Origin of the sequence: Paraphotobacterium marinum (assembly GCF_002216855.1) — a bacterium.
GTDB lineage: Bacteria > Pseudomonadota > Gammaproteobacteria > Enterobacterales > Vibrionaceae > Paraphotobacterium > Paraphotobacterium marinum.
In genome coordinates this window covers 1,051,164-1,063,974 of record NZ_CP022355.1, presented here as the reverse complement: position 1 = coordinate 1,063,974, position 12,811 = coordinate 1,051,164, and the positions used below count along the sequence as shown (strand labels likewise).

Annotated in this window: 15 protein-coding genes; all 15 read right to left on the bottom strand. The window is 28.1% G+C overall.

All coding sequences use genetic code 11. The features are described from left to right. Positions 1-115: 115 nt before the first annotated feature. A complete protein-coding gene (locus CF386_RS05575; RefSeq protein ID WP_145955015.1) occupies positions 116-643 on the bottom strand; it encodes an enoyl-CoA hydratase-related protein in 528 nt (175 codons plus the stop codon). A gap of 10 nt (positions 644-653) precedes the next feature. Beyond that, positions 654-1,955, bottom strand: coding sequence for an acetyl-CoA C-acyltransferase (locus CF386_RS05570; RefSeq protein ID WP_089073418.1), 1,302 nt, complete (start codon positions 1,953-1,955; stop codon positions 654-656). Positions 1,956-1,989: 34 nt separating this feature from the next. Then, positions 1,990-2,916, bottom strand: coding sequence for an MlaA family lipoprotein (locus CF386_RS05565; protein ID WP_089073417.1), 927 nt, complete (start codon positions 2,914-2,916; stop codon positions 1,990-1,992). Positions 2,917-3,019: 103 nt separating this feature from the next. Further along, entirely contained in the window at positions 3,020-3,742 is a 723-nt protein-coding gene (locus CF386_RS05560; RefSeq protein ID WP_089073416.1) for a tetratricopeptide repeat protein, read from the bottom strand. A 30-nt stretch (positions 3,743-3,772) separates the two neighbouring features. Beyond that, positions 3,773-4,180 (bottom strand): cytochrome c-type biogenesis protein, encoded by a 408-nt coding sequence (locus CF386_RS05555; RefSeq protein WP_145955014.1) that lies wholly within the window; start codon positions 4,178-4,180, stop codon positions 3,773-3,775. A 37-nt stretch (positions 4,181-4,217) separates the two neighbouring features. Further along, complete coding sequence (locus CF386_RS05550) at positions 4,218-4,742, bottom strand: DsbE family thiol:disulfide interchange protein (RefSeq protein ID WP_089073414.1); 525 nt, start codon at positions 4,740-4,742, stop codon at positions 4,218-4,220. Between the two features lie 114 nt (positions 4,743-4,856). Further along, a complete protein-coding gene (locus CF386_RS05545) occupies positions 4,857-6,797 on the bottom strand; it encodes a heme lyase CcmF/NrfE family subunit (RefSeq protein ID WP_089073413.1) in 1,941 nt (646 codons plus the stop codon). 16 nt (positions 6,798-6,813) lie between these two features. Further along, complete coding sequence (locus tag CF386_RS13780; protein WP_455430256.1) at positions 6,814-7,011, bottom strand: cytochrome c maturation protein CcmE domain-containing protein; 198 nt, start codon at positions 7,009-7,011, stop codon at positions 6,814-6,816. Positions 7,012-7,046: 35 nt separating this feature from the next. Then, entirely contained in the window at positions 7,047-7,277 is a 231-nt protein-coding gene (locus CF386_RS13775) for a hypothetical protein (protein WP_455430254.1), read from the bottom strand. 163 nt (positions 7,278-7,440) lie between these two features. Continuing rightward, on the bottom strand, positions 7,441-8,175 hold the full coding sequence (locus CF386_RS05530) for a heme ABC transporter permease (protein ID WP_089073411.1): 735 nt from the start codon (positions 8,173-8,175) through the stop codon (positions 7,441-7,443). Between the two features lie 22 nt (positions 8,176-8,197). Further along, positions 8,198-8,857, bottom strand: a complete 660-nt coding sequence (locus CF386_RS05525) for a heme exporter protein CcmB (RefSeq protein ID WP_089073410.1) — start codon at positions 8,855-8,857, stop codon at positions 8,198-8,200. A gap of 1 nt (position 8,858) precedes the next feature. Beyond that, on the bottom strand, positions 8,859-9,485 hold the full coding sequence (gene ccmA, locus CF386_RS05520) for a heme ABC exporter ATP-binding protein CcmA (RefSeq protein WP_089073409.1): 627 nt from the start codon (positions 9,483-9,485) through the stop codon (positions 8,859-8,861). Between the two features lie 91 nt (positions 9,486-9,576). After that, the gene (locus tag CF386_RS05515) at positions 9,577-10,056 is read right to left on the bottom strand and encodes a hypothetical protein (protein ID WP_089073408.1); all 480 of its coding nucleotides are present in this window, start codon (positions 10,054-10,056) and stop codon (positions 9,577-9,579) included. Further along, positions 10,053-11,300, bottom strand: coding sequence for a helix-turn-helix domain-containing protein (locus CF386_RS05510; protein WP_089073407.1), 1,248 nt, complete (start codon positions 11,298-11,300; stop codon positions 10,053-10,055). The genes CF386_RS05515 and CF386_RS05510 overlap by 4 nt, the downstream gene beginning before the upstream one ends. An 82-nt stretch (positions 11,301-11,382) precedes the next feature. Continuing rightward, entirely contained in the window at positions 11,383-12,801 is a 1,419-nt protein-coding gene (gene gltX, locus CF386_RS05505) for a glutamate--tRNA ligase (protein ID WP_089073406.1), read from the bottom strand. Positions 12,802-12,811 lie beyond the last annotated feature (10 nt).

The window sequence follows — 12,811 nt, the reverse complement described above, 5'->3', positions numbered from 1 at the left end:
GCGAATAATAATATTATTTTCATAGAACCATTTGTTCCATTTTATTTTTTTTTGCATTGATTGTTGACGATATTTTTACATGATAAAAGGTCGGAATCGTCAGAAATAGAATCAATCAATCCAATTTTTTTGCCTGTTTAGCATTAATTGAATTTCCTTTTAGAATCATTTTATAACTTTCTTTGGCACCAACTAACCTAGGTAGTCTCTGTGTGCCTCCAGCACCTGGCAAAATACCTAATTGAATTTCAGGAAAACCTAAACTTGCTTTTGACGAACAAACCCTATAATCACACGATAATGCAAACTCTAAACCGCCACCTAGACAACTTCCTTCTATATAGCAAACTGTAATAACTTTTAATTTTTCGAGTCTGTTAAAAGCACCTTGCAATTCTTGAGCTAATTTTTTTGCTGCTTCTTTATTAGTACAAGATGAAATCAGATTGATATCTGCTCCTGCAATAAAACTATTTTTTTTACCTGAATATATTATTAACCCTTTTAAACTATTGTTATGAATGATTTCATCAATAACATTGTTTAATTGACTTAAAAAAAGCGCATTAATAATATTTACTTTTTGATCTAAGGCATCAATTTTCAAAAAACCAATTTTATTTTCAGTATTATAATGAAGCATAAAAACACCCTCATTCAGAGTTAACTTCAAGAAGCATTGAACAACCTAAACCACCAGCAGCGCATGAAGCAATAATGCCTAAATTTTTATTAGTTTTTTTTAACTGAATTAAATTTTGCAAGATTAATCTAATTCCAGTTGCTGCAAAAGGATGTCCATATGCTATAGATCCCCCTAGAGGGTTTACCTTGTGTAAATCAATTGACCCGATTTTGTTATATAGATTATTTTTCTCTAGAAAATTTCTGGAGTTCAATGCCGTAATATTTGAAAGAGTTTGAGCTGCAAAAGCTTCATGAAAATCAAATAAATCTATATCTGAGAAACTCATTCTTTCCTGCTCTAATAACCTAGGAATTGAAAATGATGGTCCCATCAACATATCTTCTTCGACTGAAATAGCAGTATTATTATAAGCTCTGATATAACCCAAAGGCTCTAATTCTAACTCCAATGCTTTTTTCTCTGACATAAGTAATATTGCTGCAGCTCCATCAGTCATTACAGAGCTATTTCCTGCTGTTACTGTTCCAATATTTTGAACAAAAGCAGGCTTTATACTTCCATATTTGGTTATTTCATTATCATGTCTTATATTGTTATCAGTAGTAATATAATTATCATAGGGCTCTAAGAAAAAAATGGAAATGTGTTGTCGCATAACTTTCTCAATTTCAGCTTGACTTGCATTGATATGCGATTTCATTGCAAATTCATCCTGCTCAGCACGAGAAATACCATATTTTTGAGCCATTTGCTCTGCTATTTGTCCCATAAATAAACCAGTTGTATATTCTGAAGGGCTCAAGGTTCTGGGTATAAAATATTTGAGTTTAAATTTTGAAAGCAACTTTATTTTCTTTAAAAAACTTTTAGTTTTACTGATATTAAGTAGCCACTGGCCAAACTGATCAGGACTCATAAAAGGAATATTTGATGCTGAATCACCACCGCCAGCAATACCAGATTTAATTGTTCCTGACTTAATTGCCCCACAGATATTAATTGTCGCCTGCAAACTTGATACGCATGCTTTTGAAATACTATAAGCATCTATTTGACTCTTTAATCTAGTTCCTAAAATTACTTCTCTTGCTATATTTGGAATACTCGGGTTCAATATTACTTGACCATATACAAGTTGCTCTATGTATTTTTCAATTCCATAATGTCTAGAAGTTAACTCATTTACAATCGTTTGAGCCAAGTCCAATGAAGTCATGTTTTTCAAAGTAGTCATTTGTTTTGCAAAAGGTGTCCTCACACCATCTATGACTGCAATCCTTTCTGAATTTTTTAAAACATTTGACATCTAAAAACTCCCATTACTAATAATGCCCTTATCATTAACCAGAGTTGATTTCATCCTCAAAATCATCTGGTGCTAAATCAGAGGAGTTAGTTTTAGGTTTCTTGTCATTATCATCACTGCTCTTAATCCCATCAACTTCATCAGCAAATGAATCTAAATCAAGGTTACTTTGGCTATCATCCTCGCCAGGCATTACTGTCCCATGAATTTTATAATAATCTCGCTGTAAATAGGTATCTCTATAAAAAATGTATGGATCTGGTGAATTAAAAAGTAAAGTATCCTGAGGAGCCGCTGCAGCAATAGTTTCCATACCATTAAACACATATCTTATTGCAACTTCAGGAAACGTTAATAAATTCAATAATGGATATAAAAAATCGGCATAATCAGCAGTATTCCTAACCGTATTCTCACCTAAAATAGGCAAGTAATAATATGGTCCTTGCGGAGTATTCCAATATCCTAAAGTTTCTCCAAAAGTTTTTTCATCATCTTGATTTCCCAAATTCATTTTAGAAGCAAAATCTACTAAGCCTAAACTAAAGATTGTATTAATTAAAAATCTGCCTAAATGAGTAAAGAAGCTCCCTACTTCTAATCGTAACAAGCTATTTACCATACTTCTAGGTTCATCTAGGTTAGATAAAAAGTTTTTAATTCCAAACCGTAAGGGAGGTGGTGTGTATTTAACATAAGCAAGAGATACTGGTTTTGCAATCGGGTAAAGATAATTAAATTGAAAATCAAACATGACTCTATTGAAACCCTCAAGTGGATCATTTACACCATTATTACCTGATTCTTCTAAAGATTCATTAGAGTTCTTGGAACTTTCAGTTATGTTATTTTGATTAACCTTATTTTGTTCCTTTTTATTCTCATAAGTTGAGGAACATCCTGTGAGAAAAAAAACAAAAACGAAAGTGTATGCTAATTTCAATTTAAATTTAAATTCCATATTTTAATATCCACAATTAAACTATATGCTTTAATTTACAAAAAATCTAAATATAAGATGTTTTTTTATGGTTTCATACCTAAATTTTTAAAATTTAATGAAATTAGGTGTTTTTTAAGGTATTTAGTAGTTCAATTTTATTTCTAATATCCTCTCTTTCGTATAAACTTAAGAAATCAAAATTGTACATTTTTTCCAAATATATTTGAGCTAAATCATATTTTTTCAGTAAAATAAAGTTTTTTGATAAAGTTTGATATTTTAATTTAAGTTTATGAGTACTATCAATATCTTTTTCATCGACAGCAAGAAGAACGTCATTCGATTTAATTAACATTTCTGTGTTATTACTTTCAGACATTAACATTGCATATTGTACAGCATAAACAGCATTTTTTTTGTCAATTTCGAAAGCCATTTTGCTAGTACTTATAGCCTCTCTAAGATTGTTTTTTAAAAAATTAAGTCTACTCAGAAGGTACCATCCAAAAGCATCATTTGGTTTTTTAAACACTCTATTTCTTAAAGCTATATACAAGGTATTTATATCCTGCTCTACTAACTCCTCTCTATTGACTAATTTTATAGCTATAGCTCTAGCATCATTATTTGATTCATCTATCTTATGCAAGTTTTTTCCTTTACCCATATACCAAAATAAAGCTAAGGGTATTATCATTAGGGTGATTATTTGAGTAATTATAAATTTTATAGCAACGTCATTTTTAAGGCTTAAACTTTTCTTTTCATAATAAAAAAAACACAAACAAACACTTATTAAAATGACTGATAATATTAAAGCTGCTAGTGTAAACTTCACTGCCATTTTCAATATCCTCCATTGTAAAGGTATTACCTAAGTAAACTCATTCAATTTTTGTTTCCTACACTTAATAAGTAAAGTTAATAAAAGTATAAGTAAGATTAAAAAAGGAAAAGTCCATAAAAAAATGACAAGTACAGTTAAAGGTGGATCGTATAAAATAGCATTGTCATATCTGGAAATCATATAATTATAAATATTTTCTTTAGAGTAGCCCTTATTTATTAACTCATTGACTTTAAATTTCATATCATTTGCAATTTGTGAATTAGAGTCAAATATGCTCTGATTTTCACATTTTGGACACCTCAAGTTTTTTGAAATTTCAACAAATAATTGATCATTGTCAATGTTTTGAACTTGGGAAGTTTCTTTTGTATACCCGTTAAAACAAACCTTAAATAATATAATTAAAATTAATAATTGAATACCTCGCATCATTTTATGTTCCTTATCACAAGAAAATATAAAAAACTCACTAAATGAAATATCTTTCAAAATTATCAACCCAGATTTGCTGATTTAATACACCAACAAATTTGTAGACAACTCTGCCATTTTTAATAACATAAGTCTCAGGTGCTCCATATACACCTATATCAAGACCGTACATACCTGTTTGGTCGAAGTACACATTTTCAAATGGATTTCCAAGTTTACCTAAAAACTTGTTAGCTAACTCAGGCTTATCTTTGTAGTTGAGTCCAACTATATTTATTCCTCTTAATTTCAGTTGATTCAAAAACAAATGCTCTTCATAACATGAAGGACACCAAGTTGCCCAAACATTTAGGAGATATATTTTAGACGAAAGAACTTTATGATGATTGAATTTAGCTGGTAATTGTTTTAATGAGGGAAGATTTTTTCCAATCATGTTTGATTTTTTTTCGGACGTACTTTTATTAGAATCAACAACTCTGAAGAAAAAAATAATCAGTACAATAAAGAATATAATAGGAATACATGAAAAAATTTTAATTTTTGAACTTGTAAAAAACATACATTGCCCTCCTAAAACAAAATTACGTTATCCATATTTTAATATTAAATTTTAATTTTTAACTTTTATATCATACATATATAGATTTAGAACCATTTCAATTTATGTTTGAAACTAACAGTCTAACAATATATTTTTCTTTGGTAATTTTGTGTTTTCTTTCTTCGCTCTGAAAATAATCGATAAAAAACCTAAAGACATTAATACTCCTCCTCCCCACACCCACCTAACCATTGGTTTAATTGCAAAACGAACAGAAAAAGATGTGCCTTTTTTATTACCTAAAGCAATATATATATCCTTAAATAATTCAGAGTAAATTGCAGTTTCAGTCGTTATAATTCCATTATTTTTGTATAATCTTTTTTCTGGATTCAGGATAATCTTTTTATTATTAGGTAGAAGCATTTCGAAAGTAGCTATTTCTGCCTTGTAATTTTTGTTTTCTTCTATTTTTATGTCTCTCAAAGTTAAAGAAATATCATCAAAACTTACGGTTTGATTTAAATTTATTTGTAATATTTTTTCCATTTGAAACTGAGATACAAAAGCAACTCCCAATAAAAATATCCCAAATCCTATGTGAGAGATAAACATACTAAAGTTCTTAATTATTGAGTTAAAGCCATTTCTTTTAAGTAGAAAGAAAACCAGGTGATTTTGAATAATCAAAATACTGCAAAAAATAATGACAATAAATTTAATTACAAAATCATTTTGAAAAGAACCTAAAATGCCGGCTAGTATGGAAGATGAAATAATTGAGACAACAAATATCTTAAAGTTTTTTTTAAAATTATTTTTAGAATACTTAATTATTGGCAGAAAACCTAAAATTATTGAAAAAGGGATAATCAAAATAAAAAACATTAAATTGAAAAAGGGAAAGCCCACTGAAATAGCTCCAAAACCCATTTCTTCATGAAATAATGGTAACATTGTCCCCATGAAAACTATTATTAATCCAGTGATTAATAAAATATTATTAATTAATAATAAAATTTCATTACTTTGAATAACTTCGTCATTGTTCTTTAATTCTATTTTTCTAAAGGAAAATAGAATTAATGCGAAACCAATAATTAGTGCAATTAAACTTAAAATGAATAGTCCTCTTTCTGCATTAGAAGCAAAAGAATGAACCGAAACTAAAATTCCAGATCTTACTAAAAATGTTCCAAATAAACTCAATGAAAAAGTCATGATACCTAGGAAAATAGACCAGTTTATGTAATTTGGTTTTTCTTTACATAAAGATAAGGCATGAAGAAGTGCAAGACCAGATATCCATGGCATTAATGATGCATTCTCTACAGGATCCCAAAACCACCAACCTCCCCATCCTAGCTCATAGTATGCCCACCATGATCCTAAAGTTATACCTAATGTTAGAAATGACCAAGAATATAATGACCAATTCCTAGCTAAAGTTAGAAATTTAAGATTTATAGTTTTAGTGATCAAACATGATAAAAAGATTGCAAAGGGAACTGAAAACCCAATATACCCTAGATATAATATAGGTGGATGCAATATTAAACCAATATCTTGTAAAAGAGGATTTAAAGAATGACCGTCGGAAGGAAATATTGATAAGTTTCTTTCAAAAGGATTAGATGTGAAAAAAATAAAAACTATGAACCAAGCATAAATAAAATTTAGAATCATTAAACTGATATAAAATTCTCTATATTTATTTTCATTGTAGTTAAGACTATATAAAAAAATCCATATTGCTTGAATGAATGACCATAAAAGTAATGACCCTTCATGCGAAGACCAAACTGCTGTTATTTTATAATACCATTCAAGATTTGTGTTTGAATTATTAAGAATATATGTATTTGAATAATCATTTTGCAAAAATAAGATTGTTAAAAAACCAACAACAAGAAAATTAGTTAAGCAAATCAAAAATGGAAAAAGCTTTATTATTATTGATGCGCTATATTGATTATCGGAACAACGTAAATTTAATTTTCCCAAAAAATAAATAAATGAAATTGCTTCAATAAAGGAAATTAATAAAAGATACTCAGATAATTCATTTAACATAAAAATCCTTATAATGTTATCTATCTGTTTTTGCTATTGTATTTATGTTTTTCTTTAACTTTTTATAAATTTCTGGAGGCATGTAGTTTTCGTCATGTTTAGCCAAAACCTCATTAGCAAAAACAATTAAATTTGGAGAAACTGTTCCTTCAACTACGACACCTTGTCCTTCCCTAAATAAATCTGGTAATATGCCTTTGTAATATACTCTAATACTATTTTGAGCATCTGTTACTTCAAATGAAACACCTAGGTCATTATTATTTTTTTGACTGTCCCTTCTTTAACCAAACCACCTAGTCTAATAGTTTTTTGGACATCAACCAATTTATCCTTCAAGGAACTATCTTTTAATTCAGTTGGAGTGTAAAAAAAGTTTATATTTTGATTTAGGGCTAGTATTACTAAAGATATAGTAAAAGAAAAACCAAATAAAATTAACACTGTTCGAAAAAGTCTTTTTTTATTAAGTTTTTTCATTATGACCTCGGTTTTTTATTTGATTCAAAATATATTTCCTATCTTTACGTTGTTTCAGATAAAATATAAAAAAAACACTATATGTTAAAATGAATCCCCCAAATACATAAATTGAATACCCTCCCATATTTAAAAACTCACCAATTGAATTAAAATACATGATTTACTCCTTGATTAATTTTAGAACCCAATTACGCTTACACTCATATTTCAGGATATTGTTTCTAAGTGTCAATAAGAAAAACGTGGCTAATATAATAAAGTAAGAAAAAATATTAAAAAGTAATGGCAATAACATAGAATGATCAATTGATGGTTTTTCAAATTTTGTAATGGTAGGACCTTGGTGCAACGTATTCCACCACTCAACACTAAAATGGATAATTGGTAAATTAACAACACCTACAAGAGCTAATAAACACGGAAGTTTTAGATTTTTATAACTTAAATCAAGAGACAAATTAAGGAATATGATCCCTAAAAATAACATTAACAAAATTAATTCTGATGTTAATCTTGCATCCCATATCCAAAAAGTACCCCACATGGGTTTGCCCCATAAAGAGCCAGATATAAGAGTGATTAGAGTCAGTATAGATCCAATTGGAGCAAGCGAAATACTCATTATACCAGACATTTTAAATTGCCATACAAGGTAAATGAAAGCAAAAACAGCCATGCAAAAATAAGTAAATAAAGACAAAATAGCCGCAGGAACATGTATATAAATTAATCTAACGGTTTCTCCTTGTTGATAATCACTTGGTGAATAAAGTAATGCCCAAGCAGTCCCTGTAATTATTAAAATAATAGTAAAAAAACCAAAAAATATTATTGATTTATCTACGATGTTATATAATTTCTCGGGTTTGAATTGGTTAGTTAAATATTTAATCATAAAATACCTGTCCCGCCAAAAATTAATCATAATGAATACGTATTATAATTGCCACTAAATAAGGAATAATAACTATACTGGCACTTAAAACAGCTAGCATTAAATATAAAACCCCCAAATATGAAAGTTCAAATTTTGCAAGTTTAACCATTGTTAAACCTAATAAAAATACAGGTATATATAATGGAAGCATAATAATAAAGAGCAAAAAAGTGTTTTTAGAAATAGACAGAGTTAAAGCAGTTCCTATACTTGATAATAACGAAATAGTACATGAGCCAAGCACAATACTAACTATAATCGGTATAATTAAATTCATGTTTAAGCCTAAAAACAGCATAACAATAGGCATAGAAATAAATAAAACAATATTAGAAAAAAACCAATTTGATAGAACCTTTATTAGAACGGAAGTTGGTAAAGAGTAATTGGATAGAATTAAATATATTAAGGAACCATCATTAAAATCATCTTTTAAAAGACGATTATTATTTAAAAGAGATAAAAACATCATTAAAAACCAAATTAATCCTACTTTAACCATATCTCCGGTTTGCTCAAATCCTGAAGAAATGCCAAAAATAACTAAAAAAGTCAAAAAAAAGCCAGCTTGCATAAAAATATCATTTTTAGATGAAGTAACTAAATTTGACTCTTTTTTTAAGAAACTAATCCAATACATTTTATATACCTAACCATATTGTATGGGCACAATTAAGCTCTTCTATCTTTTGGTGTGTACTAAAAATAACTGAACCATTGTATTTTAAATGTTGCACAACACTCTCTAAAAATACTTGTCTACTTAAAGAATCTAATCCTGTAAGAGGTTCATCTAAAATCCATAATTTCCTTAAACAAAAAAATAATCTAGTTAATGAAACTTTTTGTTGTTGCCCAAATGATAATTTTCCAAGACATTCATTAAGACATGATATATCAAGATTTATTTTTACAAACGAATCATATAATATCTTTTTTAATTCATTTTCAGATTTTCCTGGATTTGTAATCGATGCATAAAAAATTAAGTTTTGATAAACAGTTAAATTTGGTTTAAGTCCACTTTTATGGCCTATAAAATGTAAATTATTAAAATAATGGGAAATATTTATAATATTTTCTCCCATCCAAAAGATATTGCCATCACTAACAGAATGGAGTCCTGAAATACAACCTAAAAGAGTACTTTTTCCTGAACCATTATCACCCCTAATGACTGCCAAATCACCAGGCGAAAGAACCATATTAATGTCCTGAAATATACATTCATCATATCTTTTATATTTGATATTTTTTACTTCAAGCATATGAATCCCTAATTTTTAAAATCCATATATATTTTTATACTACATTTAGGAATTACATCTTTGAATCCAGTTCAAATAAAGCAAATTAATTTTATTCAAAGTATCTTTTTTTAGAAATAACACTTACTTTAGTTAATGATATAAAAATATCTATTTCTAATTTAAATAGGGTTAGTGAACATATAAAGTCAGTTTTATTGAGGAAATAATAATTTTTTATTTGTAACAATTTATTTTGAGGTTTAGGGAATATTGATAAATAGGTTCTTTTATTATATTTAGTTTCTTTATTTAGTGAATTAATTAATAAAATATCTTCTTCAAATAAAGAGTAATTTATCACAAAGAAAGTTTTGTTTTTATTTGTATAAAACAAATATAATTGATTACCATTTTTTATAAGCTTAAAACAATGTCGGTAATTAATATGCACCATTTCTAATAAACTAAATTGAGAGTTTTTATCATTAATTTTTAATGATGATTTTTTTTTATATATTAAAGAAGCAATAAGAATTAACACTAAAAAAATTAAAATAACTACATAATTAAGGGATATAAAAGAATTCATAAATTTGTTTTGAAAGATACAAAAGAGTTATTATATTTATTTTTTAACACCTTTATTTGATACTTCCTCATCTTTTCAATTAGTGTTGTTCTTCTTAACCCTAAAAGTTTAGCTGCGTTGGAAACAACTCCATTCGATTCAACTAATGCTTGTTTAATATAGCTAATTTCGTATTCTTCAACAGATTCTCGTAAGCCTTTATTTTTTTTTGAAAAAAGTTTTGAAATATCAAAAGGTGTTTTGTTTGAATTATTAAGAGAAAAATATATCCAATCTGCTAAATATTCAACTGGTAAGCATGTTAGGTTTAATTGTTCATCTTTTACATTACTTAAGAGGTGAGAAAGAAACTCCGTAAACTCATATTCATTTCCTGGCCAATGATAAGATTTCATGAAATTTAAGAGTTCAGCATCATAAAAATATTTTTTATTATAAATATGTAAAAATCTTTCAAAGTACTCATCCATTAATAAATGAATATCTTCTTTTCGATCCATTAAAGCAGGAATCTTTATAATTTGATCTAATTTTAAGTTAGAATAACATCCATCAATTTTAGAATTTATTACATAGTTATGTTGGTTATATTGTTCAAAAATTTCTTGTCTTTTCACATAGAAGTCGTATTCAACTTGAATAATACCATATTTTTCTTTTTTTAATTCATACTCCAATTGCTCTTCACTATTCAAATATAGATATTTTTTAGAGTCTTTATACAATCTATAATGAATATTTCTGCCAATACCTTCAAAATTAGTACCCTTCTCACCTAGGAGTAAAATAAGTTTTGCATTTTTTTTTGTTAAATCAATATCTCTTCGAAGTTTTTGTATAGCTGGACTAGATCCAACCAGACTTCTAAATCTAAAGTTTTTCTGTAACACAAAGTTACACTCGAAACTCCTTAACTTTAATTTAGCATCATAAATTATTTTAATGAATTCTATATAATTTATATTGTTAGGTACTTCAATGGTATTTAATTCTGAAAAAGCATCAATGTGAATTTGTTTAAAAAAAAGTAAATTTTTATGTGTATTTATAAACTTAAAAAGCTCTTTTTGAGTCACTTTGTTAGTAAAATTAGTCGAGATATAAATTGAATTAAAATTGGTACTAGGTATGTTTGTTACATCGTTAAATGTAACAAACTTTATATTAAAAGTCCTACAGAATTCTATAAACTCATCATTATCTAAATCAGCTGAATGAATCAAAACTGTTAAAAAAAAATTCATAAATCAATCTTATAAGATACTTTAATTCATTGATTATAGGATTAGTTTATTGTTTTATCAGCTGAACATATTAAAAGATCGACTAAGATCTACATTTTATAAAATTCACTCCATTGCTTATTCTATTTAGACTCTCTTCTTTTCCCAAACACTCCATTATAAAACTCACTGATGGGGATTGACCTTGCCCTGTTAAAGAAACACGCAAAGGCATTCCTAATTTTCCCATGCCTATATCCAAATCCTTACAAGTGGAATCAATAACTTCTTGTATAGCTTCTTCATTCCAAGAATCATTCTTAAGTTCATCCAACTTTCGGGAAAAAACTTCCAAATATTCCTTAGCAACAGGCCTTAAGTGTTTTTTTGCAGCTTTTTCATCATACTGAGTAATACTTTCATAAAAATACCTGATGTGGCCTTTTAATTCCAAGAGAGTGTTTGCTCTATCACGAACTTTTGACAATATTTTATCCAATTTAAGATCGTCAATAATTATAAAATCGTTATCTTGAACTAAACCAAGCAATTCTTTCTTTATTCTATTTAATGGAAGAGTTTTTATATAATGATTGTTTAACCATAAAAGCTTTGTTGTGTTGAAAGCGGAAGCAGATTTATTAATTCCATTTAAATCAAATAATTCTATCAGCTCATCCTTGGAAAATATTTCCTGATCTCCATGTGACCAACCCAAGCGCACTAAGTAATTAATTAAAGCTTCAGGTAAAAAGCCGTTTTCTTTATATTGCAATACGCTAACAGCGCCATGTCTTTTGGACAGCTTAGCACCATCATCACCAAGAATCATTGAGCAATGAGCAAAAACTGGAGGGTTGGCATTTAAGCTATGATAAATATTTATTTGGCGAGGTGTATTATTAATATGATCTTCTCCACGTATAACATGAGTAATATTCATATCAATATCATCAACAACAACCGTAAAATTATAAGTTGGACTTCCATCCGTTCTTCTAATAATCAAGTCATCTAATTCGTCGTTTGCAATCTTGATTTTACCTCTTACTACATCATCAAATTCTACGTATCCACTACTTGGATTTTTAAAACGAACTACATGAGGTTTATCTGCATCCATATTTTCATTTGCTGAAATTACACGGGGATCTTTAGGATTATATCTAGGTTTTTCTCCTTTGTGTTGCTGTTCTTCTCTTATAGTATCCAAGAGATCTTTAGGAGCATAACATCTATAAGCAAGACCTTTTTCAATTAATTCATCTATTATTTTATTGTATTTATCAAATCTATCTGTTTGATAAAAAGGTCCCTCATCCCAGTCTAACCCTAACCATCGCATTCCATCTAAAATTGCATCAACAGCTTCCGAAGTAGATCTTTCACGATCAGTATCTTCAATTCGCAATACAAATTTTCCATTGTTTTTTTTGGCATACAGCCAAGAGTATAATGCTGTTCTAGCACCGCCTAAATGTAAAAAACCTGTCGGACTCGGTGCAAATCTCGTTTTAATCATTTAATTTATT